Here is a 25,025-nt window from a genome sequence, read left to right as displayed (position 1 = left end):
TCACGTTCGTATTCGACTAATTCCAAGAAATTTCTTGGGCCGTCACTAAGCACATCTCCGATTCCTTCAATCTTCTCGAGAGCCTCTCGGGTTCTCGCTTCCGTCCGTTTCAGCGTTTCGGCTGTCTCGTTCGGAGGTGAGGCCAATTATAGAATTTTCTGGATGAATGTCAAGGGAAAAATCTAAAAAAAATCACATTTTTTCGCATTTTTCGCATAAACACTAGATTTTCCCCATCAAATCAACATTCTGCCAACAGAAATCTTTTGACAGCCTACGCAGCGGCGCCATAATCCGGGCCAAACTTAGGCGCAATCAAAGCCCTTAACCTATCCATGTAGACGTAGGCCATGGCCCGGGTAACCTGCATACGCTCGGCAATCTGTTCCATTGCCTTCTTTTCGCAGCAGCATTCAAGGTAAAGATTCATGAATTCCAGCAGACGGACATCGCCGCTCTTGATGACTTCCTGGCGAATCTTTTCGACCAGGTCCATGATTTCGCAGAATTCTACCGGATGAGCTTCTGCATCGCACATGGAGTCGGACTTACTGGCGTAGTAATCATCTACGAAGGAATCGTAGTCAGACTGCAACAGAACACAGTAATCGCCATTGCCGTCCACACCATCGTTCAGACGCTGTCCGACCATGACAAGGCGATCGTTCTGGCGGTCGCGAGTCCAGTCCATGGCTCGATGACGCAAGTCGTTTACGGCATAGGCGCCAAAGGGTACTCCCTGAGTAGCATCGAAACGGCGTACAGCATCCCTGAATGCAGTGTAGATGTCGCTGGATGCATCTTCAAAAGAGCGGCCATTGTAGTTAAAGTCGTAACCGAACTTTGCCGGATACAGACCATCCTGGCTGTAACGGTGAACCGTTTCCAGCGTATCCTTCATGGAGCAGAAAAGACTGCTGCATGCGCCATCGTTACCGGACTGAGCCTGTTCAAGCCAGTCCTGCTGCTTTGCGGTCCAAGTGTAGACCTGATTGTTTTTCATGTTGACTCCCTTCCTAGAAACATTATTTGCCATGCCGATTCCCTCTTATTTGGTTGTAGCGAAAACCATTGCAAAAGACCATTGCGAACGCAATCGCAAAAGCCGAGATTTAACGCATACACTGCGCCGCACCCTGCCGGGCACCCCTCTAAAAAAATGTCTTGCTTGTTATGTGGTTCTATCTCTCATCACGTTAAAATATAGCAAAAGACGGCTGTCATAATATGACATTTTTCCATTCCCCTGAAATTTTTATTTAACATGTTGGATGCTCCCAATTTAGTCGTGCAGGCATTATATCGTCGGCTGAAAAAAAATTGTCAAACATTTTTTCAAAAAAATTTGACGTTTTTTTTGACTCAATTCATCCCTTAAAAAAACGCCGACGAGACTTGCCCATAAAATGGGAAAGTCAACCGAGGCGAGCGAAACGCAAACATTTATGTTTGCACTTCCGAGCCGATGAGACTTGCCCATAAAATGGGAAAGTCCCCCGCATCAGCGAAGGACTTCTTGTGCTTGAAGTTTCGATTGTAGAGTTTCTTGTTCTTGATGACTCTGGTGCGGAGCGTCGCCCCGTTGCAGGAGCCATCGATTCGAAGGGATCGCATCGCCGCGGATTCCATTGCGGACTCGGAGGCGGATCCCCTGGCGTTGCCGACGATCGTCAGCTTTTCTTTCTTTGCCATAATGATCTCCTTGGTCTACAATCTAGAATTTCGAAAGGCAAAATTCAAGTGCAGCCGGGGAGCTACATTACTGGCCATCTTCGCAAGTAGAGACAACCGCCATGTAAGACATCTCGATGCTTGCTTCTTTAGTCATATTGTAGAAAGAGTAGGACTTTTCATCGCGCTTGACATTGCAGCCAGAATCCGTGGTGGTCAGCACCAGTTTTTCACCTTCGACGGTATATACATACTGCATATCATCGCCAAAGGAATCCTTACGAATAAACTTCCATGTACCGAAATCATCCTTGGAAATGGATTCGCAAGCATTTACAGATTTTTCTACGGTAAAGCAGTTGCCACCGGCAGATGTACCGGAAGAGGAATCGTCACCGCAGGCGACAAACATCGAAGAAGCCAGAAGAGTTCCGAGTAAAATAACCTTTTTCATTTTTTTCGCCTATTGAAATTTTAGAACTTAAAGTTAAAAAAACTATATTCAACTGTATGAAATTCGCCCTTGGACATTTCGTACTTTTAACCATTTTCGTCAACGCATTTTTCGGTTGCAGCACCCCTACCGTCAGCAGCTCCGACGACGATGAAGATTACAGTTCATCAGAAATCCGATTCAGTTCATCACGCGCCTTTTCCAGTTCTTCGGAAGACGTTTCAAGTTCCGCAGAGGCCGCGTCAAGTTCGTCACTGACTCAGTCAAGTTCATCGCAGTTTTCATCAGGCAACTCAGAAAAAAAGCTCACCATTTACGAGGCCGTCAAGGAGTCCGGCGTTTACACCAGCAGGGATTCCGTGGGGGCCTACATCTGCAAGTTCGACAAGCTGCCTAAAAATTATGTGGGCAAGAACGAGGGGCAAAAACTTTACGAAAGTTCCACAGGAAACACTTTCAGCAAATGGAATTTCAACCCCTGGAAAACCCTGGGCGTCATGATCGGCGGCGACAGTTTCGGCAACAGGGAAAAATTGCTACCCGACGGAACCTACCGCGAAGCCGACGTGGATTACGGCAATGTCCAGAGCCGCGGCACAAAACGACTTGTCTATCAAACCGGTTGCATCATCTATTACACGGCCGACCACTACGAAAGTTACAAGCTCCTGGAATTCAGATAATCCGCTGTAATATGTTGTATGCTATGTAAGGAAATAGGGTCGAACTCAACAGGACTATACCTAAAACTAGCTTCCAGGCGTTCGGTCTATAAATCAAGTATAACAACAATATTAGCGGTACAAAATTCCCCAACCCAAAAGCATCGTCGGTTTTATTAGCAATTTTAGCGACGATGCCTGAACGCATGCACCTGTGCAGGAATTTTTCCACGGGCCCCTCATCCAATATGGGAATTTCAAACACTTTTTTATATTTTGAATCGATGTTTTCCATAGGTCAGATTTCAGTTCGAATTTTTGCAGGTGCCGCCTTCAAGGTACTGGGTTTTGCGGGCTGGAAAAAGCAGACTATAAAAAGGAACTTGGAATACGTTTCACAGGGAACGTGGATGTCCGGCGAAAAGCTGGAAGCGGAAAATCTCTACAAGAAAATGCTGCGGAACTTGACCTGGCACGTAGGGGAGTTGCTGTTCTGTTTTGACGTCTACAAGAAACTGCCCGAGGACTGCGGGGCGTATCCGTTTTCTGCAGGCGGAAAAATTTTCGAGCTGGCAGAAGGGGCGGCGGGCACCATCGAAAAGATGCGGCGGGGCGGAATTTTTCTGACGGCACACTACGGAAACTACGAAGCTAGCGGGGCATGGCTCTGTGCGCTGGGCGTTCCGCTGAAGGCCAGCTTTATTCCGCTGAAACCGAAATGGCTGAACCGTTTCGTGTACGAAAAAGTGCGGTGCGTCCGCGGGCGGCCCTATTCCATCGACGCCAAAAATCCGCGGGAATTTTTAGACCAGCTGGACGGAAAGGCGCCAGACTGCGGCGGGAAAAAACAACTGTTCTGTCTGCTGGCGGATCAGGATAGCCGAATCGGCAGCGCCATGGACGGAACCTTCTTGGGGCGGCCCGCCAAAATAAATCCGCTTCCTGATTTTCTGCTGAGGCACCGCCCGAACACTCCCGTATTTTTCTGCTGGATCCAGGAGCAAGGAAACAGAAAAATTCTGCATGCGGTGGAAGCACAAGAACCGAATGAGACGCAGAGGGACATGCAGAAAGAGATGCTGAAACAAGTTCAGCATGACGTGAATCAGCATGACGTGAATCAGCACAACATGGACCAACGCGGCTTGGACCAACACGGCTCAAAACAGCGTGATGAAAAAATTTCCATCGTAGACGGAGCGTACCGCGCCTGGCTCGAAGAACGGATCCGTGAAAATCCCGCCCTGTGGTATGGCTGGACCCACCGGCGTTTCCGCAGTACCCGTCCCGAAATTTACCACTGAACTTTTTTGCGGAAAAAAACGTTCTCCTTTAAATTATTTTCTTTTTCAAAAACCTGTTTGATCGTCATATAAGAAATCCCCGGAGCTTTGTTAAGTTCCGGGGATTTTTCAGTCACCAATTTTTTTATTACTTGAATTCGTAAATCTTGGAAGCGTAAGCCGTTTCACCGCTGCGCATCAACACGGCCACCTTGACAATCTTGGACTTGCCGCGGGGAATTCTCATCTTGACCTTGTAGCCAATGCCCACGGTAGAAGCCACCTGCTCGGCCTCGAAATTTTCGCCGTCTACAGAGACGATAACTTCTTCCACCTGGGCGACGTCGTTACCGGCCACATCCAGCAAGTCGAATTCCAGTTCCGGATAGATGGCTGCGCCCTGGGAAACCTTGCGCTTGACAATTTCGCGATTGCCGCCGCGGATGTCGATCTGCACGTTGGTCACCGGGTAGCACTTCAGCATCTGCTCCACAGTCCCGGCAGCCGTCGTGGCGGAATCCACATTTTCGGCAACCACCTTGTACACATGATCACCCGGCACAAGAGTGAAGGTGCTGGAACCGTCCTTTTCCATGTTGGTCTTCTGAATGAGGCTGTCACCCAGGAAGACAGAAACGGAACCGGAGTTGTCATTAAATCCGCTAGTGGCAAAAACGGCAAAGCACTTGCCTTCGTCGGATTCCAGAAGTCGAACGGTGCGGTCCACGCGATAGGTGAACGCAATTCGACCGCATTCAAAATCGGCACCGTCCACACTGCAGTTCAGCAGGTACTTCTTATCGCCGAAGGAACCTCTAATCCAGCTGGGGGTGAAATGCAACTTGTGACCCTTGGACTCAAAACTTTCGGAACCGAGAGACACTCGGACGCCGGCAGTACAGGTGACGCCGATATCGATACTGTCTGCGCTGACAAGAGCGGGCAGCGAATCGATGATACAATTATACTTGGATTTCAGATCCTCGTTACGGACTTCGATCTTCTGGTCCAGCTCCTGGGCCTGGGCCTGAATGGCTTCGTCAGACTTCGTGGTGTCATCAAGGACTTCGCCCAGCTTTTTCACAAATTCGGGATCGCTTGCATTTTTTGCTTCTACCACGACAGCAGGCTTATCCTTACGGAAGGCCACAAACTGATTTGCCTTGACAGGAATTTCCTGGCCATTATTTTCCATGACCATTTCGCCGGAGTTCAAGGCGCCGTAGGGCTGACCTGCTTCGGTCATGCCGAGGGTACCGTCGGTACCGCGGATCGATGCGGTTGCCGTTCCGGTCCTAAACTTGAAGACACTGTTGCCTTTCTGCTTCTGAGCATCGAAGCGGATCATACCCTTCTTGATGCTGATGTCAGAAACTCGTGAATCCTTGTCGAACAGAAGTTCGTTGAATTCCACCAGCGCATTTTCGCCGATAGCGACCATACTTCCATCTAAAAGGGAAATCTGCGCCCCGGACTCGGTGTAGGTCCGGATCATGTAACCGTCCAGAACCTTGGCACCCACTCGGAGGGCGGCCCAGTTGTTCTTACCCTGCTTCTGGTAAGACACATCGCCAAGAACAGAACGGACCTTGCCACCCTGGGTAGCAGCCATGGCCACCATGGCGCAGGTCAATGCGAAAACTGCAGAAAACTTTAAACTCTTCATTCCAAGCCTCTTTTTAGAAACTTCATCAAACATATAATATATATGTGGAATTAGCAAATGTATAAAATCACACTTTTGTTTTTTCGTCAGCGGATTCCGACTCCAGCTTGCGTTGCCAGAGCACCTGGTCCACCTTGGCCATCAATTTTTCTTCTTGATAAATGTCAAACAGGGCCTGCTCCTCTTTAATGAAGGCTGCAAAAGATTTCATATAGCAAAGCAGCGACGCCACCGAGAAGGCCACCGCCAAAAATCCCGAGATGCTGGTATCGCGAATGAAACCGATAGCCCCAGCCAATATAGCCATGATGGCAAACCCATTGACCATGTTCCCGTCCACCGATTGGACCTTGGATAAAATTTCAGCAATCTTCTTTGACTGGGAATCTCGGCGAGCCGCCAATGCGGATTCCGTCTGCCTCACCAGATTCTTGAAAACAAGATAGTGAATCAAGTAACCTAAACCGGGGATGGCACTACAGATGACCGCCAGCCAGGGACTAAAGCTTGTGGAGGTCACCTTGCGCAAGTTCTTTGTAGCCCTGAAAATCCACATCAGCCAAAAAAGCTGATAAAGGCACCAGGACAGGGGAACACCAAAGCCAGCAAAAAACATCACCACTATGAAATTGAAAAAATCAATGACCGCCCCCACGTCCACATCCGGATTTTCCTGCGTGAACCGCACCGGCAAAGATCCATTCTTGGCAATCAGGAACAAAAGCAGCCAAGACAGGAAGGTCAGCGCAAAAGTAAATCTCATCCAAAAGAGGGCGCGCTTTCCACGAGACTCATTGTTTTCCATAAAATTCCTTTGGCTTACCTTTCCCCAAAAAATACAATTTTTGAGGGTTTTATTTTTTACGCAATCCGAAGCGCATACTTTCAAACAAGAAGTTTTACTATACTGTTGATAAATAGAGGATAAATGTTTAAATAATGTGAATAGAAAGTTCATCCCGTTTTTAGGATATTTCCAAATCCAACAAGATATTCACAAAAATATCGTCATTGTACCTGTTGATAAATCGAAGCTTTTTATCCGTTTGTAAAATGAAAAAACCGTAACTTATTGCCAAATAACGATGTTTCACGTGAAACAGGTGTGAATAGATTAAAAATTGTCCAACGCAACTTTCAACATAAATTTTTTAAATGTTGACAGTTTTATCCACAATTTACCCATAACAGGACTTATTCATCGAAGGGTGTTAATTAATTGTTTACATTCTATCAACAGAATAAAACGAAAAAGGCCGGCTTTCGCCGACCGATTTTCACAATTTAAGCAGCCTAAAAGGCAATCAAACTAGAACTTTACCACCTTGGGAGCCGCAGTGAAACTGCAGAACACAGCCTCGGCGTCCTTGAAGTAAAGCACCTGAGTGTTGGGATCTTCGGCCTTGTACATGGCCTTCAGTTCTGGATAGGCGTCCAGCATATGGACCTTGGGTTCCAGGCGATCGTCTTCTACCAGGGTACCGCTAAGACGGAGCCACTGGTTTCCAGCCTTGTTCATGGCACAGAGCTGAACCTTGGGGTTGGCGGCAATCTGCTTGGAAACATTCTTGGACTTGCCAGTCTGAATGTACAGCTTACCTTCAAAAATTTCGGCGGTACCGAAGGGACGAACCTTGGGCTGATCGCCATCTACAGTTGCCAGAAAATAGGCGCCACATTCCTTGAGAAACTTTACTACTTCTTCCATAATTTTTAGGTCGGCCATTGCATGGCCTTTGAGGTTTGAGGTTGTTAGGTCGCATCCTACGGATGCATTGAAGTTTGAAATACTTGGCGTTTTGCCCCTAGCGTCATTCTGAGCTATACGAAACTAAGAACTTTAGTTCCTTACTTGAATTAGGTTCGTAGGAGCAGAATCTAAACTGATATAATTACCATACTAATATATATATGTTGTGAAATTTCCGCTATTAAATTTGAAAAACAACATTATTTTTCTAGGTACAATTACCACAAAAACTCCTCTTACTATATTATATAGTATTGAAAGCGCAAGGCGCCATTATATAGCTCAAAGGGAGCGCAAGCGACCGACCTCATACCTCAAAGCGGCAAAGCCGCGACCTCGCACCTAATATGCAAATCCGCAAAGCTACTCCAGATGATTTTCCCCAGATGCTCCCCATTTTCCGCGAAGTGATTGAAGGGGGCGACACCTACGATTTCGAGGAAACCGCCAGCGACCAGGACGCATACGACTACTGGTTCGGCAAGGGTGTTACCAGTTTCGTTATGGAAGAATCCGCTTCGGACGCAGGCAAGGATAGTGCAGGCACCAAGATCCTCGGCTACTACAAGATCATCCAGAACCACCGTGGCCGAGGCAGCCATGTGGCCAACGCCTCCTTCATGGTTTCCAGCGCCGCCCGCGGAAAAGGCATCGGTCGCAAGATGGGCGAGGACTGCATCCGGAATGCCAAGGCCATGGGCTTCAAGGCAATCCAGTTCAACTTCGTCATCAGCACCAACGAACCGGCCATGCACCTGTGGAAGAGCCTAGGCTTCAAGGAACTTTGCCGACTGCCCGGAGCCTTCAACCACAAGAAGCTGGGTTTCGTGGATGCGGTGATCTTCTTTATGGAACTTTAATTTTTTCCAAAAATCTCCAGTTTTCCCATTGACTCGTCCCTTAGGGCCGGGTCTATATTTATTATGTCGCCTGACGAGGTGGCAGAAAAGTGATCACAGAGGAGCGGGTCGCGAACCGCAAAACAATATGGAAAATCTGAAATTAAAGATAGGCGAGTTCTCCAAGATGATGCAGGTGACTGTAAAGACCCTGCGGCACTACGAGCAGATGGGACTGCTGCTGCCTTGCGAGGTGGACAACTGGACCGGAAACCGTTACTATAAACTGGATCAAATGCAAAGGCTGAACGACATCCGTCGGCTGAAGGATGTAGGATTCTCCCTGGAAGAAAAAATCATGGCATGTGAAGCGGAAATGGAACGGCTGCTGAAGCGCAGGGAACAACTGCACCAGATGGTGGACTCTCAAAGGAAAATCAACTCTATGGAAAAGTTCAGCGTGCAATCTCTCCCCGAAATCATCGTGGCCAGCCACCGTGAAGTCATCAAGAACTACCAGGCCATCGGTGAAATGTGCTGTAACGTCATCGGCCCCGAGATGCAACGTCTAGGTTGCAAATGTTCCCCCTCTGGATATTGCTTTACCATCGAACACGACAAGGAATACAAACACGAGAACGTGGATATCGAGTACTGCGAACAGGTGGAGGAAATGCTTGAAGACTCCGATATTGTCCAGTTCAAGAAGATGCCTGCCGTGAAAACCGCCCTCTGCATGAAGCACCTTGGACCCTACGATCGGTTCTACCAGTCCTACACCGAGATGTTCAAGTACATCGAAGAGAACGGGTACAAGATTGTGGGTGACCTCCGCTGCGTTTATGTGGACGGTGCCTGGAATCAGGACAACCCCGAAAAGTGGCTCACCATTATCCAGGTCCCGGTGGAACGTTAGTGTCATTCTGAGCGAAGTCGAAGAATCTAAACAAGCCCTTGGCACAAAAATGTCAAGGACTTTTTTATACTCTACGAACGTTTCACGTGAAACGTTTGCAAACCTAGGATGCGGCAGAGAATTTATTCTCTGACTAGTGTGCGTAGCACACCAACATCCGTAGGTTGAACATTCTTCGCCAACATTGTTTTTATGCATCTCCGCCTTGGGAACCATAGAACCCTTTTCTATATTAATCCTCAACATCAATTCACAGCGGCATTAATATTTGACCGCAGGACAGTTCGAAAACCATCCTGTCTATAAACAAAACTAGGTACCTCATGTATAGAATCTCGAAGCGCTTCGAAATTTCCGGAGCACATAAGCTGGCACTCTCCTACGAAAGCAAGTGTCAAAATCTTCACGGACATAACTGGATCATTACCGTTCATTGCCAGTCCAAGACTTTAAACTCTGACGGTATGGTCATCGATTTCAAGACTGCCAAGGAGACCATCTCCCGACAGCTGGACCACAAGTACATAAACGATGTGGTGGACTTCAATCCTACCGCCGAAAACATCGCCAAGTGGATCTGCGACCAGATTCCCCATTGCTATAAAGTGATCGTCCAGGAAAGCGAAGGCAACATCGCTGAATATGAAGTTGACTAAGATGTACTTCAGTGCATTGAGGTCGCTTCGCTTTGAGGTCGATGCTTCGCATCTAGAGGTATGAGGTATTGTAATTACAATTGCCTCTAGGCGCATAGCGCCGACCTCATGCCTCGAGCACCGAAGGTGCGTCCCCCATACCTGACTACTGTCAACTTCCTACTATCTACTAACTCATGAAAATCTCTGAAATATTCCTCAGCATAGAGGGTGAGGGTATCCGCACAGGCGCCCCCGCCGTCTTTATCCGTCTGTTCGGATGCAACCTCCGCTGCTCCTATTGCGACTCCATGTATGCGGTGGAAGGGGGCGACTTCCAGGAAATGACCCCAGTGGAAGTGTTGGAAAAGGTCAAGTCTTTCAACACTCAGTTCGTCACCCTGACGGGAGGGGAGCCACTTATCCACAAAGATGTGGAAGTTTTATTGAAAATGTTGGACGATTACGGCTTCGAAGTGAATATCGAGACCAACGGAACTCAGCCAAAGCCATCTGGATTCAGGAACATCTTCTGCACTATGGACTGGAAGAGTATCTCCAGCGGAATGCAGCCCCGAATGAAAATGGAGAACATGATGACCTTGGGGGAGAAGGATGTCCTGAAGTTTGTGGTGGGCACAGAGGAGGATCTTCTGGATGCCGCCCGGGTCATCGAGGCCATGGAGGGAAGGTTCAGCGCTCTCGGAAAAAGGCTCCCCACATTCTATGTTTCCCCCATCTTCGGGACAATGAAGTACGAGGATATGGTGAACTGGATTTTAGGGAACGAGGTGATGCGACGGAATAACGTCCGCTTCCAGGTACAGCTCCATAAGATTATCTGGAACCCTGAAGCAAGGGGAGTTTAGCCGATTCGAAGCACCCTATTATTTATATATTGACCCTATGAAAATAGATCACGTTGCCATTTGGGTCAAAGACATCGAGAAAGTTTGCGCCTTCTATGAAAAGTATCTGGAAGCTACGATTCATCCAGAATACCATAATCCTGCCAAGGGTTTCACCAGCAGGTTCCTTACTTTTGATGGAGGCGCCCGCATTGAGGTAATGCACCGGAACGACATCGAATCTCCAATACCCAATCCACATTCAGGATGGTGTCATGTGGCAATATCCCTAGGGTCCAAGGATATGGTAGACAAGTTGACCGCCCAGATGGAAGCCGATGGCATTACCATTATAGGGCAGCCTCGAACGACGGGGGATGGATACTACGAAAGTGTGGTTCAAGATCCCGAAGGCAATCTAGTAGAACTGACCGTATAAATAATTTTCTACTTCTCTCGCAAAGTGGATAACTCACCCCGACGTTGGCGTGCTCCGCATGCTACACCCTGCATGTTGGCGCTTGCATAATCAGAATTATTACATCGGGAGCAAGCTCCCCGCCGCGGCACTCGTCATCGCAGGTTGGCATGCTTCGCATGCTACACCCTGCATGTTGGGACTAATGTCTTCGACATTAGTCCTACACCCATCGGGTGTCAAATGAAAATATGCAAGCATATTTTCGCTTTCCACCCTCGGTTGTGTTTCACGTGAAACATTTTGTATATTCTTTGGTATGAAACAGTATATCGTCGATGCATTTTCCGATACCTTATTCCATGGTAACCAGGCTGCAATTTGTATTCTGGACAAATGGCCGGAAGTTTCACTAATGCATAACATTGCATTCGAAAACAATTTCTCCGAGACAGCCTTTGTGGTAAAAACCGGGAATGACGAAAGCATCCCCAAGTATCACCTTCGCTGGTTTACCCCTAGCGATGAGGTTGATCTTTGCGGCCATGCTACTCTAGCCACCGCATTCGTACTTTTCAACTTTTATGAACAGACGACTCAAAAAATCATATTCGAGACAATGAGTGGCCAGTTAACAGTCAACAAGAACGGGGATCTTTATGAAATGAATTTCCCGGTTTATGACCTGAAGCCCATCCCCGTTACAGATGAAATGGAAGCCGCCCTGGGTGCAAGGCCCTCGGAAGCCTACATGGGTCGCGACATGCTCTGCGTCTTTGACTTCGAGGACACCATCGAAAACATGAAGCCGGACTTTGACAAGGTGAAGGAATTGCCAGGTCTTCTTGTTCATGTTACCGCTAAAGGCACCAAGGAAGACTGCGTCTCCAGAAGCTTCGGTCCGAAAATTGCCATCAGCGAAGACCCGGTCTGCGGTTCCGGGCATTGCCACATTGCTCCTTATTGGAGTGGCAAGATGAATAAGCCAGAGATTATTGCAAGGCAGGCATCCCGAAGGGGAGGCACTCTTTACTGCAAAATCAAGGGCGAAAGAATGACCCTGGCAGGAAAAGCCACCCTCTATTCCGTTAGCGAATTGAGCTGCTAATACTAACATTTGGACAAAAAATCCCCGAGGCAAGCGCCCCGGGGATTTTCCAACCATAGGAGAACCGTGTGACTATCACGGGAGGGAACCACCCCTCACTTGTTATATCGGCACCTCTAAAGGAATTGTCAAAAGAAAAAATCACTTTTTTGGGTACAAATCTTGCGGGTGGGGGGAATTTTTTATATTGGGACGCTGCGCGTCCTACCTTAATCGGCTCGGAAGCAGAAGGTTTAGGCCCAACATAGGAGGTTATATGAAAAGAATCATTCTTTTAATCGCTATCTGTATTCTTTCGGCACATGCAATTAACTGTCTAGAGGTATCGCCTAACTTTTCCATTGACTTTCCCGGAAAACATGACGAATATAAAATAGATAAGTTGATTGGAGTAAACACTGCTTCATATGATGAACATTATTACTCTGTTGTGGAATTCAACCGTGACAACGAAGGATCGATTGATAGTCTAACCCGCTGCGTTGGAGATCCTGATTTATGTGAAGAAGTCATCAAAAATAACCAGTGCAACGGAGGTGGCTGCTGGACTGTCCCTTACAAGGAAGTTATTACCAAAAATACAATAGAAAGTACCATAACCCTCCAATCATTCGAAGGTAATTACCCAGAACATTTAAAGACCTACTATACTGATAAAGACTCCTTATATGCCATCTACTTTTCCATTAGCTTAGATACCTATCTGGATACAAGTGAACTAGTCATCAGCTACATTCGCAATGACACTTTATACACTGAAGAATACGACTATGGATACTATAGCGAAGGTTTTACTTTTGTAAGGGCAGAATACACTGTAGTTGATTCCACCCAAAAAAACACATGTAATACTTACGCAACCAGAATATACAGCAAATCCGTCAAGGACACTTTAGTTGGCAAAACCTGGTTCGAAGAAATTGACAATTCCCTAATCGTCTATTCCATCGAAGATTTAGCCCAGAGCGAATACGTTAACAAGCTATATTATTCCCTAAGGAATAGCGAAGGAACTACAACCATTACAAAGCGCAAAGTCCCCAGTTTTAACATTGAAAAGAATAGCAAGTTCGACCTGATAGGTCGCCCCGCCAAGCAAAAGCAACATATCATTAAGGTTGGGAAATAACTCAATTTGCAAACATCCCCAGGGCAATGCCTTGGGCTTTTTTCTTATATGGAATCTTTCCCAGAATTTAAATCCACAATCCACATTAACCGCTGGATGTATTTAGGCAGGATGTCGTGGATTAATGTTGAAGAGTCATCGTCTGGGGTGAACGTCTCTTCCTGTTCCATCATGTCACTCATGACTGGAGGGAGTGCGCCGAAGAGATTTTGCACTTCTTCTGCAGTATATTGCCGATGAAGGATTGATTCTCCAGATAGAGTCTTAATGGTGGCAAGCTCTTCTGCAGGATAAAACTTGCAGGGTTTCCAGACTTCATTGCCATACTTATCTCTGAAACCCGCAGCTCCGAAGAGACGGCAAATGGATGCCCGGCCACCATAAATAGTACAATGCCCTGGAAGATTCGTCCCCGAAATATCCTCCCGAAAGAAGGGGCAATGTTGGAATGTTGCAAAAGTTTCACGTGAAACATTTATCAAAGGAAACTTTCCCTCGGCAATGTTCTTCGCCACTTCAGGCTGATTGCACAATAGCCAGGCGGCCATGTAAAGAGCTTCACTTTCCAGCAAGTCAGGCTCAAAATGTTCACAGCATTTGCCACAGCCATGAGGACAGGTGGACTTGGACTTTTCAAACCATTCCCGTTGCTTTTCTTCGATTCGGGAATAAACTGCATCCATTTCAACTAGGATGTCGTATTCTTCGGTACCCCTCAACTTTTCAAGAATAGGGGCAATTTCAGAAATCATAAACGCCTTCCTGTTGCTAAAAATCTAGCAAAGGAAGGCTCCATTGGTACGGATTTTTATAAAACTTTCTGATAAATCTTCAACATGTCTTCACCGAAGCAGCAGAAGATCACCTTCTTCACATTCTGCGTCGGGTATTCCCGAACGGTTTTCACGGCAATTTCGGTGGCAGCCAATTTTGGGTAGCCATACACTCCAGTAGAGATTGCCGAGAAGGCCACGGTCTCGCAGCCATTTTCTTCTGCCAGCTTCATGGAGTTTTCATAGCAGGACTTGAGAAGTTCCGGCTCCCCGTGAAGTCCATCTTTATAGATTGGGCCGGGGGTATGGATGACGAACTTTGCCGGCAGCTTGAACCCGGGAGTGATCCGGGCTTCTCCCGTCTGGCAGCCTCCGAACTTCATGCAAGCCATCAGCAGTTCCCGACCGGCAGCACGATGGATGGCGCCGTCCACACCGCCACCTCCCAGCAGGGAACAGTTGGCGGCATTCACAATGGCATCCACTTTAAGCTTGGTGATGTCACCCTGAAGCACCTCGATTTCTACCATTTTACACCCCCTCAAAAATGAAAAATCCACGAATCATCAACATACATTTCAAAACATAAATCTTTTTTATAAAACAAGTTACGAAATCACCACAAAATTTATCAACAAAAACCCAACATAAATTAAAATAATATCCACAGATATTTTAATTAAATGAAAGGCTAAACTCGTCTTTTGTTGATTTTATTTTTTGGGATATCTAAATTATGTTCCACGTGAAACACAACCGAGGGTGGAAAGCGAAAATAAACTTGTTTATTTTCATTTGACACCCGATGGGTGTAAACTCCAAAGGAGTAAACATTTGCAAATCTAGGATGCGGCATAGAATTTATTCTTTGACATATCCTGGGTGCAGCAAATGACTCCGTAGGAGCCCAACATTCGATAGCGAGTGTCGCGACAGAATGATTGCATTCTGGCACCTATCCTCGCTTGACGGGGATGACCGAGCATGAGAATGTAGTGTGCGTAGCACACCAACGTACGAACCATTATGTATAAAAATAACGAAGAACAGAAGAATCTTCTAAATCAGTTTCTTTCCTCAAACGGGGTAGAACTGTCTGCTGCAACTTTGGAAAAGCTTTATGCTTTTGCCGACCTGGTTGTTGATACCAAGGAATACGGCAACCTGATTTCTGAAAAGGATTCCCAGAAGTTTTTATCCAGACACATCGCAGACTCCCTGGTGCCTTATATATATATAGGTAAGTTGGTGGATCCTTCGGCTGCGCCTCAGGATGACACCGCAGCTTTTCGCGCAGAGGCCCTCAGCATGCTGAAGGGTAAGCGTTGGGCTGATATGGGTGCCGGTGCAGGATGTCCCAGTTTTCCGTTAGCCATTGTCATGCCCGAAGTCCAATTCTACGCTGTGGAACCTCGCAACAAGCGCGTGCAGTTTATGAATTTCGTGAAGAAGGAATTGCACCTGGACAACATGACTGTCGTAGGCAAGCGCTTCGAAACTTCCGGCCTGGCTTATTTGGATTTTGTCAGTTGCCGCGCCCTTTCCACTTTTGAAAATGACTGGGAACGCGCCCAGCCGGGTCTAGCCCGTGGTGGCAAATTTGTGACCCTTAAGAGTTTTAATAACATCGTTCACCTGGAAAACGATCCGGCAGTACACATATATAAATATGCATTGCCCCAGGAAGAACAGGAATATGCCCTAGTTACAAGAGGTAACGAATGAGTAAAGTGATCGCTATATGCAACCAGAAGGGTGGGGTAGGCAAGACTACTACCGCCGTGAACCTGGCTGCCAGTTTTGCCGCCCTCGAAAAGAAGACTCTTCTTATTGACATGGACCCCCAGGGTAATGCATCCCAGGGTCTGGGTTTCAATGAAATGCAGGACGTGGATATCCACGAAGTTCTGAACATGGCCGAAAATCCGGATAATGTTACCTATGAAACAATCAAGGAAGCAATTCTGGATACCAACCTGGACTACCTGAAGATGATCACTTCCGGACCGGACCTGGCTGTCATGGAAATCGAACTGGTGAACGCCATGAGTCGCGAACGCCGTCTCGAACGCATCATGAAGATCCTGTCCCAGGAATTCGAATTTATCATTATCGACGCTCCCCCCAGTCTGAACTTATTAACATTGAACGTGTTGACAGCCGCTACTAGCGTGCTGATTCCCGTGCAGTGTGAATATTATGCACTGCAGGGTATGACTGAACTTTTCAAGACCATCCGCGAAGTTCAGAAAAATCTCAACAGCAACTTGAAGATCGAAGGTGCCCTGTTGACAATGTACGATTCCCGTCTGGGTCTCTGCAAGCAGGTGGCTGACGAAGTCCGCGAAAACTTGAGCGACACCGTCTTCAAGACCATGATTCCCCGCAACGTCCGTTTGAGCGAAGCTCCGTCTCACGGCAAGCCGGTTATCCTGTACGATGTGCAGAGCACCGGTTCCCAGGCATATGTAAAGCTGGCTGAAGAAATCCTGAACAAGGATAAATAGTCAGGTCAGTCAAGCTAACTATATATATAAGGAAATTATTTTTATGGGTAAGAAGTCTTTTTCTCTGGGTCGTAGTCTCGCTGATATTTTGAGGGATCATTCTGTTGAACAGCCTAGCAATCCCCAGGAAACTAATCAACAATCTGAAGCTAATGCTGTCGAAAACACCGAAACTGTTGATAACTCCCAGAAAATTATCGAAATTGACGTAAATCTCATCGACCCCAACCCGTTCCAGCCCCGTAAGACTTTTGACGATGACGAACTGGTTGAACTTGCCGAAACCATCGAGAAGCATGGTCTGATCCAGCCTATCGCCGTTCGCAAGGTGGGCGACCGCTACCAGATCATCAGCGGTGAACGTCGTACCCGCGCAACCAAGCTGGCCGGTCTCGCTACTATCAAGGCCCAGGTCTACGAAAGTCTGGATGACAAGATCATGGGCGAATGGGCCCTCATCGAAAATATCCAGCGTGTGGACCTGAATCCTGTTGAAGTTGCACAATCTTATCAACAGTTGATCGATCTTCACAACTATACCCACGATGATTTGGCCAAGACTGTTGGTAAGTCCCGCTCTGCTATCACCAACGCACTCCGCCTGCTGAAGCTCCCGACCCAGGTTCTGGATTGGATTCAGGAAGGCAAGATTGCCTCTGGTGCAGCCCGCGCACTTTGCTCTGACAAGGTGGACAATGCCGAAGAACTGGCAAAGCGCATCATCGAGGAAGGTCTGAACGTCCGTCAGATCGAAGCCATTATCCGCGGTGACGAAGTTCAGCCAGCACAGGCTCCTGCCGAATCTTCTGAAGAAGTTCCCGAAGTTCACACTGGCGAAGAAGTTTCCGGCGAAGAACCTGTCGACGCACCGGCAGCAGAACCCAAGCCCAAGATCGAACTTTCCGCCGACTTGAAGAATTTCGAAAATCGTCTCGAAACCTACTTTGGAACCAAGGTTCAGTTGAAACCCACCAATCCCACCCAGTCCCAGGGTACCATCGTCATCAACTACTATAGCATGGACGACCTGACCCGTATCCAGGAATTGATGGACCGCTAATAGGCGATTCCGTTAGACAGAGGAAACTGTGAAAGGTAAGTATTACACCATACAGATTATCCCGGAAGATTCCAAGGAAATCAAGAAGTTCCGTGTTTCCACCAAATGGTTCACGTTCCTCAAGATTTTCCTGGTAGTCCTGATTGCCGTTACCGGCGCCTTCATCTATAAGATGGGCCATGTTACCAAGACACTCATCCGTTACGAGAAGATGCGCGTCACCAACGCCCAGCTGATCAAGCAGAATCAGAACTACGAGGAACTGTTCAACCGCATGGACTCCCTCTGGGTTCTGGAAGAAAGAATCCAGAACCTGCTAGGCACCTTCGTAGAAAATGATTCCAACAAGGTCAACAGCCTTATCGACAAGAATAAGTTCGCCCACACTCCTTCTGAGAAGATCGATGTGGACTATGAAGGCGGCTGGATTCCCATGGAAGAAAAACTGCGCCTTGAAAAAATTCCCAACGTGATTCCCGTGGTCGGCATCATCAGCAAGAAGTTCTCTGAAGAGAACGGACACATGGGAACAGACTTCTCGGCCCAGCCCGGAAATCCTGTATTTGCATCGGGCAGTGGCACCGTGGAATTTGCCGGGCAGAAAGAAGAACTTGGAAACACCGTCATCATCAACCATCAGAACGGTTACGTTTCGAGTTATTCCCATATGAAGGAAATCCGCACCCGCAAGGGTCGCAATGTCGGCAAGGGTGATATCATCGGTACCATCGGTGCAACTGGCAATGCCAGTGGACCCCACTTGCACTATACTATAACGAAGGATGGAAAGGAACTGGATCCCGAAACATTCTTCAACTATTAGTATCTTATAGAATTAGATTTATAAAAAATTTCACTAACCAAAGAGGAAACAATGGCAGTTAAGGAACAGGAAATTACCCAGATCGGTCATAGCGTAACCATCAAGGGCGACATTAGCGGCAAGAGCGACGTTCGCGTAGCCGGTACCATCAACGGTAGTGTTGCAATTGAAGGCGAACTGATTATCGAAAAGCAGGGTTTCATCGAAGGCGAAATCAAGACTACCTCTGCAGTAGTTGCAGGTTCCGTCAAGGGCAACATCGATTGCTCCGAAAAGCTCATTCTCGAAAACAGCTCCCAGTTTGTCGGTAACATCAAGACCAAGCTCCTGATCATCCAGGAAGGTGCAGTGTTCCAGGGCAACTGCCAGATGGGCAATCTCCAGCAGTCTCAGCAGCCTGCTTCCGCTTCTAAGGAAGTCAAGCTCTAATCAACACACATACTAATAAATACTATGTATATATATATATAGTATTGAATATTGGTTTCGTGAATAGTGGATAGATTTGTAAAGTTTAATTTATAACTCATTGATGCTCAATAAGATACGAAGATAATTCAGATGTGCACAAATGTTGAAAACTTCAAATCTATTCACAATTTTCAACGTTGATAAGTGTTGAAGCTTAGTTTTCAATGTGAATTCACAAAACTTTCACAAAACGATGTTGAAGATTTGGAAAAAAGCACATTATCTTTGTTGATTTGGCTCACAAAGGGAAAAATTTTGAAAAAATATATCCTTGGGTGGCTAAACAAAAATTTATATTGTACTAGCAATTTGTATGGAAACTAAAATTCTCAAAATAGGCCAGATAACCGATATCCATATCGGTGAAGACGAGAACTTGGTGCAGGGCATCGATGTTCGCGCCAACTTTCTTAAGGCCTTGAATTCCGAATCTATGAAGGATTTGGACCTGCTGGTCCTGTCCGGTGATTTGGCTAATGAGGATGCAGAGCCCGGCGCCTACAAGTATCTGGCAGACCTGCTCAAGGATTACCCGGTTCCATACTGCGTTATTCCCGGAAATCACGACCGCATCGAAGTCATGGAGCAGTTCTATGACCTGAAGGGCAAGGTCCACGATGGCAAGTGCTACTACCGTTACGAAATCGCCGGTAGAAGCATTTTCTTTTTGGATAGTGCCTGCGGCGACGTTTCTCCTGAACAGCTGGTTTGGCTGAAGGAAGAGACGGCCAAGGTTTCTGGTGAGATCTTGCTTTTTGTACATCACCCTCCCTGTTTCTGCGGTCACCGCTTCATGGACTTGCGTTATCATATGCGCAACATGCTTGATGTGCAGAAGGTCCTGGCTGACATTCCCAACCTGACTCATATCTTTACTGGACACTATCACAGCCAGTTCGAGGTCAAGCTTGGACGTCAGACGGTTCATGTTTCGCCGGCGACACAGATGCAGATTGACCCCAATTGCCCCTATTTTAACCTGAAAAGTTCGGCTCCTGGGTGGCAAGTGATCAAATGGGGCGAAAATTTTGTAGAAACTGAAGTTTATTTTCACTAAACCCCTTGAAAATATTTCAGTAATTGACTAAATTTGGTTCAACCTTCGGCGGCTTAGCTCAGTTGGTAGAGCGTCGGAATCATAATCCGCAGGTCTGTGGTTCGAGCCCACAAGCCGCTAGTAAAGGAAGGTCCAAGAAATCAAACCCGTGAGTTCTTGAGACTTTCAAAAAGAGGCAGTTATGTCTGGACGTATAAAAGGAATTAACTTTAACCTGGCGACGTTTAAGACGGCTGCCTCTTTTTTTGTTTTTGCAGTTCTGGCTGCATTTATGGCCGTGAACTTTACCGCCTGCGGCGAAGAGCAGCAGGGTGTGCCTGAAATTGCTCAGATGCACGTAAGCTCTCCCAAGACACAGCCCATTGTTCCGGTGGAGACTTTTAACGTTCCTTCTTCTTCTGTGATCAGTGCCGAAAAGGCAAAGTTCTACGCCAAGGCAAGTGCCGGCTTGGTAGAACTGGGCTATCGCTGGTCTGAACGAATCGACAAGGCTAACGATTCCGAAAAGATTTTGATCCTGAACGCCTACAATGTTGCCCGTGACCAGCTTTGCGCCCGCGTGGGTCTGGCTGGTGTGGCAGAATTCAACTGGATTACCTCCGTGGCTCTCCCGGATCCCAAGAACAAGGCTGTTTTTGAGTCTGTTGGCCTGCGTCCCAATAACTAGTCAAATTGGATAATTCTAAATATGCAGTCATGAAGAAGTTCGTGACTGTTTTTTTTGTTCTGTTCTTTTTTCAGGTTTGCGCTTGGTCGCAAGCGGTCACCCATAAAGAAAAGAAAAATCTTGTAGAAGCTGCCAAGTCTATCCAGGATTCCATAGAAAGGGAACCTGTTATCAGTGTGAAGGATGTGGCGCTGTGGAAGTTGGAGATTAGAGCCGCAGACTCTGCACGTATCGTGGATTCCTTGCGGACTGCCGGTTATGGCGCCGAATTGGACGAATTTTTTTCTAGGGATACGGCCAAGGTTGAACCGGTTTTTGCCCCGGTGGTTGCCGGCCAGATTCTGGGCCAGAATGTTTTTGTGTGGGCCTGGGATTATTATGTGCTGGACAAGAATTACGCCCACACAGGTCCCAGCTATTGGAAGCGGAATTTTAGGGAAGGCTGGAAGTGGGATCATAATCACTGGGCCATCAATTTTTACGGGCACCCGTATCAGGGTTCCTACTATTATAGTGCCGCCCGCGCCGGCGGTTACGGTTTTTACCAGAGTGTAGTTTGGGCGGCTCTCGGAAGCAGCATCTGGGAAATGTTCTGCGAGACGGAATACCCGGCGCCCAACGACTTGATGACGACTTCTATTGGCGGCTCCATGTACGGCGAAGTCCTGTACAGGCTTTCACGATTGGCTTATAGCAACTCCGATGTGCCTTGGTACAGGGAATTGGCGGCCTTCATTTTCCACCCTATGGCTTATAGCCAGAGGAAGATGTTCGGTAGTCGGGATTTCAGGACGGGCTGGGTGCCTGTTGAACTTGTGATTGCTGCAGGTGGCGGCTCCCGATTCGGTAGTGATTACCGTATTGGTAACCAGGGGGCCGATAATCTGGACCAGCAGTGGAACGATCATCACGGCATGACCTCATTGTTCCTGGAATACGGAAAGCCCTATACGAGGGTGAAGGAACCTTTCGACTATTTCAAGGTGGAGATGTTCAACGAGACAGGTTTCGAGGGGAACGTATTGCAGCTTGACATTATGGGAAAGCTGAAAAATGCGGGCCTGCATGGTCGCGGCCACTGGTTGGATTTTTCTCTGAACCTGAACTTCGATACTTTCTACGGGGACTTGGCTACGGTGAGCACCTTGTCATTGGGAGCCGCCCTGGATATTGCCCTGTGGCTTACGCCGGATTTACGGTTCCGCATTATGAACCAGATTTATTATATCATGTTGGGTACAGCTGACATGGGATATGACGACTTGATCCAGGAAGTGCATCCGGAGTACGTTTCGGACAAGGACAATTACCAGTACAATACCGGCGTGAAATACAGCCTGATGACAGAAGTTCTGTACAAGAAAAAATTCAGGGTCTATAATAAAGTCGTCGCAGATGTGCTGCATACCATTCCAGGCTCCACACCCCACTATGGCGCGGAGGGTTGGGACTTCCTGGTGGTGAACCAGTCTGCCATGGAATACAGGATTCTGGATTGGCTTGATCTGGGTAGCCGACTGGACACTTACCTAAAATTGGCGGCCTATTCAACGGACTTGTTCGAGCCCATGAGCCGCCGAATTTTCAGTTTTTCGACGTACCTGAATTTCCACTTGATGGGCGGCAGGTAACGGAGCGGCTGATAACGATGGCTGGCAGGTAACGGAGCGTCAGGTAGTGTCTGCGAGCGCGGATTATTCGGCCAGGATTTTTCCGTAGAAGTTCTTTACGTCTTCCCAGCGGTAGTAGGGAGCGGCGGGGCACTTTACCTTTTTGGCGGGGGGCGGCGGAAGCATTACGCCGGGGGCCGCAGGCTGGGCAGCGGGTTGGGCTGCCACCATGCCGGGCTTGATGTCGGCCTTGACCTGGGCGGGTTCTTGGGCGGGTTCGTCGCCGCAGGGGATGGGTGCGGTAACTTCACGTTCATTGTACAGGAACTTGACCAGGATTTCGGGGGCTGCGCTCTTTGCCGGCTTGGCGCCTGGCTTCTTGTAGAAGATCATCTGCAGGTTTGCTGCCATGGGGATGATGCGGAAATCAGTCCACTGTTCGTGAAGCTTGCTCAGGTCGGTGACCTTTGCATTTGCGACGGAAAGCTGCATGAGACCTGCCAGGGGGAGGAGCCCTGTGTCGTGACCGAAACGGAGGGTGGCTACGGTGTTGGTGGCGGCGTCTGCATCGGTGGCGCCTGCGATGGCGTTTTCGGTTTCGCTCATGATGTGCTTCAGGATGGGCTTTGCGGTGTTGATGCCGTCATTACCGGTAAGGGGGCATGTGCCCAGGATGCTGTACCACCAGGCGTTCTGTGCCTTCCAGCGCTTGATTTTTTCTTCTTTGGGGAAGAGTCGGTCGAAGATAATCAGGTCGTTGTCGTCTTCCATGCCCTGGATGCTGCCTGCGATTTCGAACATCTTGTTATAGAGATTGGAAACGTCCACGTTCTTGGAAACGTAGGCGGTGTCGGCGAAGATCGTCCGTACGAAATTGTCGGTGGAGATGTCCTTCCACAGCTTGTCGTTTTCGGCCTTGAATTCCGGGGTTTCGGCGTAGTTCTTTGTGATGTCGAAATTGAAGGTGTTGATATGGCCCATGAGGCTCTTGCCTGATTCCATGCGGATTTGGGCGGTGGGCACCTGGGACTTGAGGCCGCCTACGAATGCGGACATGCTGACGATGCAACGGCCCGAAGTGCTGGCGAAGGCGTCCACCTGGGGCGGCAACTTGACGTTCTTCTTGACTTGCTTGCCCTTGGCGTTGACTTCGGCAATTTTGGCGTTCTTGCTCTTGAACACATCGGGGAAGTTCTTGGCCATTCGCATGGCGATTCCCTCGTGCTGCTTGACACCCTTCTGGGTCAGGTCTCCTGCGCGGCTTGCGGCCTTGTCTGCCAGCAGTTTTGAAGACAACATAATGTACTTGCCCGTGACGGAAAGAGCCTTTGCGGAATCGGCCTTGGCCAGAGTCTCGAAGAGGTAGTTATAATCGTCTGCGCTGTAATGGTAGCGGCTTCCGTGGCGGCCGTAATGGCTGATATAGAACGGCTTATAGCCGGCAGGCGCCTTGGTGTATTTGACGCTCTTGTCCGGTTCCGGGTAGACCAGGTAACCGCTAGCGGTATATTCCGGATGATCTTTAAGTTCGTCGTCTGTCGTTTGGGCGACAGTAAAACCTGCCATGGCGAAAATTGCAAGGAGGGTAACAGAAAAAATGGACTTGGGTGTTCTACTAACTGAGCTGTTCATATCATAACCTTTTCCATAAAGATAGATTTTATTCTTGTGCATTTTTATATTTGCCCCATGCTTTGTCGCCTTGTATTTGTACTATCCCTTATATGCGCTTGCGGAATGGCGTTGGGGCAGGGGCAGGATTCCCTGAAAATAGGGGATGGTGATAGGGCGGCTATTGTTGAAACGGAACATGAAGATGGAATTGTCGAGTTCAGGAGAAAATTTTTAATCCGTTTTCTGTGCAATTACAACTTCGTCAGTTTCTGGAGTAGCGAGTTTGATGGTGGGGCGCTGAAATCCAATCGCCCGGTAGATGTGGGTCTCGGTCTCGGCTACGGAGACTTTTATTGGGACTTTATCTACGCACTTCCATTTACGTCAAATAACAAGAGTTCGAAATCGATTTCCTTCGAGACAGGGTTCGATTTTTTCCCTGGAAACTGGTGGGTCAAGGGAGTGTACCGCAGTTATAGCGGATTTTCTACTGATGTGGGAGATAGCAGTTTATATGTAGATCTCTGGGAGAGGGATGTCTATGTTTCAGCTCTATGGCTAGGGACATCCAATGGGGAATTTTCCCCGAGGGCGGCTTTCTTCTTGGATCGCAGGCAGCGTCATTCTGCCGGGAGCCTAATTCTGGGCGGCCGTATTCAAGGAACGAAGACAAAGGACAAGGATGAATTTTTTCCGTATTATCAGGAGCCAAAGGAAATTTTTAGCAGCTGGGTGGATATGGGCTATACCTATACCTGGGTCTTTGACAACAAAGCTTTTTTGAACTTGTGGGGCGTGGCGGGTGTCGCCGTGGGAGGCGATACGGAGGAGGATGACTATATGCTGCTTCCAGAGATTATTGCCAAGTTCGCCTTTGGCTATATTGGTGAGATTTGGTCCTGGAATAATGTTCTGGAAACGGAATATATGCCCGTGATATTCGACAGCCACTGGGAACAGAAATTGGTGTGCGCCTACAAGATTCTCATTGTTCGTCGCTTTTAAATTTTCCTCCCAAAAAGTGGGCCCTCGCTTTTTATAAAATAATGCACATTTGTACATTT

27 protein-coding genes and 1 tRNA gene are annotated in these 25,025 nt (G+C 47.8%); 19 read left to right on the top strand and 9 right to left on the bottom strand.

Annotated features, from left to right (window positions below):
- Window positions 1-274: 274 nt before the first annotated feature.
- From MMG03_RS12085 to MMG03_RS12075, 3 genes are all read right to left on the bottom strand, one after another.
- Window positions 275-1,003: a sigma factor gene (locus MMG03_RS12085; RefSeq protein WP_170932334.1), complete on the bottom strand. Its 729-nt coding sequence runs from the start codon at window positions 1,001-1,003 to the stop codon at window positions 275-277.
- A 440-nt stretch (window positions 1,004-1,443) separates the two neighbouring features.
- Window positions 1,444-1,692 carry a hypothetical protein gene (locus MMG03_RS12080; protein WP_101478366.1) on the bottom strand — a complete coding sequence of 83 codons (249 nt, stop codon included), beginning with the start codon at window positions 1,690-1,692 and terminating at the stop codon, window positions 1,444-1,446.
- Between the two features lie 67 nt (window positions 1,693-1,759).
- A complete protein-coding gene (locus tag MMG03_RS12075; RefSeq protein ID WP_088666564.1) occupies window positions 1,760-2,125 on the bottom strand; it encodes a hypothetical protein in 366 nt (121 codons plus the stop codon).
- Window positions 2,126-2,181: 56 nt separating this feature from the next.
- Between MMG03_RS12075 and MMG03_RS12070 the strand changes: the two genes are divergently transcribed.
- Window positions 2,182-2,808 carry a ribonuclease domain-containing protein gene (locus MMG03_RS12070; RefSeq protein ID WP_112132297.1) on the top strand — a complete coding sequence of 209 codons (627 nt, stop codon included), beginning with the start codon at window positions 2,182-2,184 and terminating at the stop codon, window positions 2,806-2,808.
- Window positions 2,809-3,071: 263 nt separating this feature from the next.
- On the top strand, window positions 3,072-4,091 hold the full coding sequence (locus tag MMG03_RS12065) for a lysophospholipid acyltransferase family protein (RefSeq protein ID WP_249506388.1): 1,020 nt from the start codon (window positions 3,072-3,074) through the stop codon (window positions 4,089-4,091).
- Window positions 4,092-4,218: 127 nt separating this feature from the next.
- On the opposite strand, the gene MMG03_RS12060 is transcribed toward MMG03_RS12065, so the two are convergent.
- From MMG03_RS12060 to MMG03_RS12050, 3 genes are all read right to left on the bottom strand, one after another.
- Entirely contained in the window at window positions 4,219-5,736 is a 1,518-nt protein-coding gene (locus MMG03_RS12060; RefSeq protein WP_073160821.1) for a FecR domain-containing protein, read from the bottom strand.
- A 67-nt stretch (window positions 5,737-5,803) separates the two neighbouring features.
- On the bottom strand, window positions 5,804-6,541 hold the full coding sequence (locus MMG03_RS12055) for a hypothetical protein (RefSeq protein WP_249506387.1): 738 nt from the start codon (window positions 6,539-6,541) through the stop codon (window positions 5,804-5,806).
- A gap of 504 nt (window positions 6,542-7,045) precedes the next feature.
- Window positions 7,046-7,444: a pyridoxamine 5'-phosphate oxidase family protein gene (locus MMG03_RS12050; RefSeq protein WP_073160817.1), complete on the bottom strand. Its 399-nt coding sequence runs from the start codon at window positions 7,442-7,444 to the stop codon at window positions 7,046-7,048.
- Window positions 7,445-7,833: 389 nt separating this feature from the next.
- Between MMG03_RS12050 and MMG03_RS12045 the strand changes: the two genes are divergently transcribed.
- The 7 genes from MMG03_RS12045 to MMG03_RS12015 all read left to right on the top strand — a co-directional run bounded on the left by MMG03_RS12045 (window position 7,834) and on the right by MMG03_RS12015 (window position 13,379).
- Complete coding sequence (locus tag MMG03_RS12045; RefSeq protein WP_249506386.1) at window positions 7,834-8,346, top strand: GNAT family N-acetyltransferase; 513 nt, start codon at window positions 7,834-7,836, stop codon at window positions 8,344-8,346.
- 127 nt (window positions 8,347-8,473) lie between these two features.
- Window positions 8,474-9,241: a MerR family transcriptional regulator gene (locus MMG03_RS12040; protein ID WP_249506385.1), complete on the top strand. Its 768-nt coding sequence runs from the start codon at window positions 8,474-8,476 to the stop codon at window positions 9,239-9,241.
- 323 nt (window positions 9,242-9,564) lie between these two features.
- Complete coding sequence (gene queD, locus MMG03_RS12035; RefSeq protein ID WP_073160811.1) at window positions 9,565-9,897, top strand: 6-carboxytetrahydropterin synthase QueD; 333 nt, start codon at window positions 9,565-9,567, stop codon at window positions 9,895-9,897.
- A 176-nt stretch (window positions 9,898-10,073) separates the two neighbouring features.
- A complete protein-coding gene (locus MMG03_RS12030; protein WP_249506384.1) occupies window positions 10,074-10,745 on the top strand; it encodes a radical SAM protein in 672 nt (223 codons plus the stop codon).
- Between the two features lie 37 nt (window positions 10,746-10,782).
- Window positions 10,783-11,163: a VOC family protein gene (locus MMG03_RS12025; protein ID WP_249506383.1), complete on the top strand. Its 381-nt coding sequence runs from the start codon at window positions 10,783-10,785 to the stop codon at window positions 11,161-11,163.
- A 298-nt stretch (window positions 11,164-11,461) separates the two neighbouring features.
- The gene (locus tag MMG03_RS12020) at window positions 11,462-12,250 is read left to right on the top strand and encodes a PhzF family phenazine biosynthesis protein (RefSeq protein ID WP_249506382.1); all 789 of its coding nucleotides are present in this window, start codon (window positions 11,462-11,464) and stop codon (window positions 12,248-12,250) included.
- A gap of 256 nt (window positions 12,251-12,506) precedes the next feature.
- A complete protein-coding gene (locus tag MMG03_RS12015; RefSeq protein ID WP_146741816.1) occupies window positions 12,507-13,379 on the top strand; it encodes a hypothetical protein in 873 nt (290 codons plus the stop codon).
- A gap of 44 nt (window positions 13,380-13,423) precedes the next feature.
- Here the strand turns inward: MMG03_RS12015 and MMG03_RS12010 are convergent, their stop codons facing one another.
- Together MMG03_RS12010 and MMG03_RS12005 are read right to left on the bottom strand one after the other, a co-directional pair.
- Entirely contained in the window at window positions 13,424-14,131 is a 708-nt protein-coding gene (locus tag MMG03_RS12010; protein WP_249506381.1) for a YkgJ family cysteine cluster protein, read from the bottom strand.
- A 56-nt stretch (window positions 14,132-14,187) separates the two neighbouring features.
- Window positions 14,188-14,682 (bottom strand): O-acetyl-ADP-ribose deacetylase, encoded by a 495-nt coding sequence (locus MMG03_RS12005; protein WP_249506380.1) that lies wholly within the window; start codon window positions 14,680-14,682, stop codon window positions 14,188-14,190.
- A gap of 496 nt (window positions 14,683-15,178) precedes the next feature.
- Here MMG03_RS12005 and MMG03_RS12000 point away from each other — a divergent pair, with 496 nt between their 5' ends.
- From MMG03_RS12000 to MMG03_RS11960, 9 genes are all read left to right on the top strand, one after another.
- A complete protein-coding gene (locus MMG03_RS12000) occupies window positions 15,179-15,877 on the top strand; it encodes a 16S rRNA (guanine(527)-N(7))-methyltransferase RsmG (protein WP_249506379.1) in 699 nt (232 codons plus the stop codon).
- Complete coding sequence (locus tag MMG03_RS11995) at window positions 15,874-16,659, top strand: ParA family protein (RefSeq protein WP_073160796.1); 786 nt, start codon at window positions 15,874-15,876, stop codon at window positions 16,657-16,659. The genes MMG03_RS12000 and MMG03_RS11995 overlap by 4 nt, the downstream gene beginning before the upstream one ends.
- A 43-nt stretch (window positions 16,660-16,702) precedes the next feature.
- Window positions 16,703-17,719, top strand: a complete 1,017-nt coding sequence (locus MMG03_RS11990) for a ParB/RepB/Spo0J family partition protein (protein ID WP_249506378.1) — start codon at window positions 16,703-16,705, stop codon at window positions 17,717-17,719.
- Between the two features lie 28 nt (window positions 17,720-17,747).
- Entirely contained in the window at window positions 17,748-18,542 is a 795-nt protein-coding gene (locus tag MMG03_RS16155; RefSeq protein ID WP_073160792.1) for a M23 family metallopeptidase, read from the top strand.
- A 51-nt stretch (window positions 18,543-18,593) separates the two neighbouring features.
- Complete coding sequence (locus MMG03_RS11980) at window positions 18,594-18,971, top strand: polymer-forming cytoskeletal protein (RefSeq protein WP_073160790.1); 378 nt, start codon at window positions 18,594-18,596, stop codon at window positions 18,969-18,971.
- 355 nt (window positions 18,972-19,326) lie between these two features.
- Window positions 19,327-20,070, top strand: coding sequence for a metallophosphoesterase (locus tag MMG03_RS11975; RefSeq protein WP_249506377.1), 744 nt, complete (start codon window positions 19,327-19,329; stop codon window positions 20,068-20,070).
- Window positions 20,071-20,117: 47 nt separating this feature from the next.
- A tRNA-Met gene (locus MMG03_RS11970) sits at window positions 20,118-20,190 on the top strand.
- A gap of 61 nt (window positions 20,191-20,251) precedes the next feature.
- On the top strand, window positions 20,252-20,737 hold the full coding sequence (locus MMG03_RS11965; protein ID WP_249506376.1) for a hypothetical protein: 486 nt from the start codon (window positions 20,252-20,254) through the stop codon (window positions 20,735-20,737).
- Between the two features lie 29 nt (window positions 20,738-20,766).
- The gene (locus tag MMG03_RS11960; RefSeq protein WP_249506375.1) at window positions 20,767-22,368 is read left to right on the top strand and encodes a DUF3943 domain-containing protein; all 1,602 of its coding nucleotides are present in this window, start codon (window positions 20,767-20,769) and stop codon (window positions 22,366-22,368) included.
- A gap of 63 nt (window positions 22,369-22,431) precedes the next feature.
- Here MMG03_RS11960 and MMG03_RS11955 read toward each other — a convergent pair whose 3' ends face one another.
- A complete protein-coding gene (locus MMG03_RS11955; RefSeq protein ID WP_249506374.1) occupies window positions 22,432-23,979 on the bottom strand; it encodes a histidine-type phosphatase in 1,548 nt (515 codons plus the stop codon).
- 57 nt (window positions 23,980-24,036) lie between these two features.
- Here MMG03_RS11955 and MMG03_RS11950 point away from each other — a divergent pair, with 57 nt between their 5' ends.
- Complete coding sequence (locus MMG03_RS11950; protein WP_249506373.1) at window positions 24,037-24,966, top strand: DUF4421 family protein; 930 nt, start codon at window positions 24,037-24,039, stop codon at window positions 24,964-24,966.
- The last annotated feature ends 59 nt before the right edge of the window (window positions 24,967-25,025 follow it).

Source organism: Fibrobacter sp. HC4 (assembly GCF_023373925.1).
Lineage (GTDB): Bacteria > Fibrobacterota > Fibrobacteria > Fibrobacterales > Fibrobacteraceae > Fibrobacter.
This window is presented reverse-complemented; position numbering and strand designations above follow the sequence as displayed.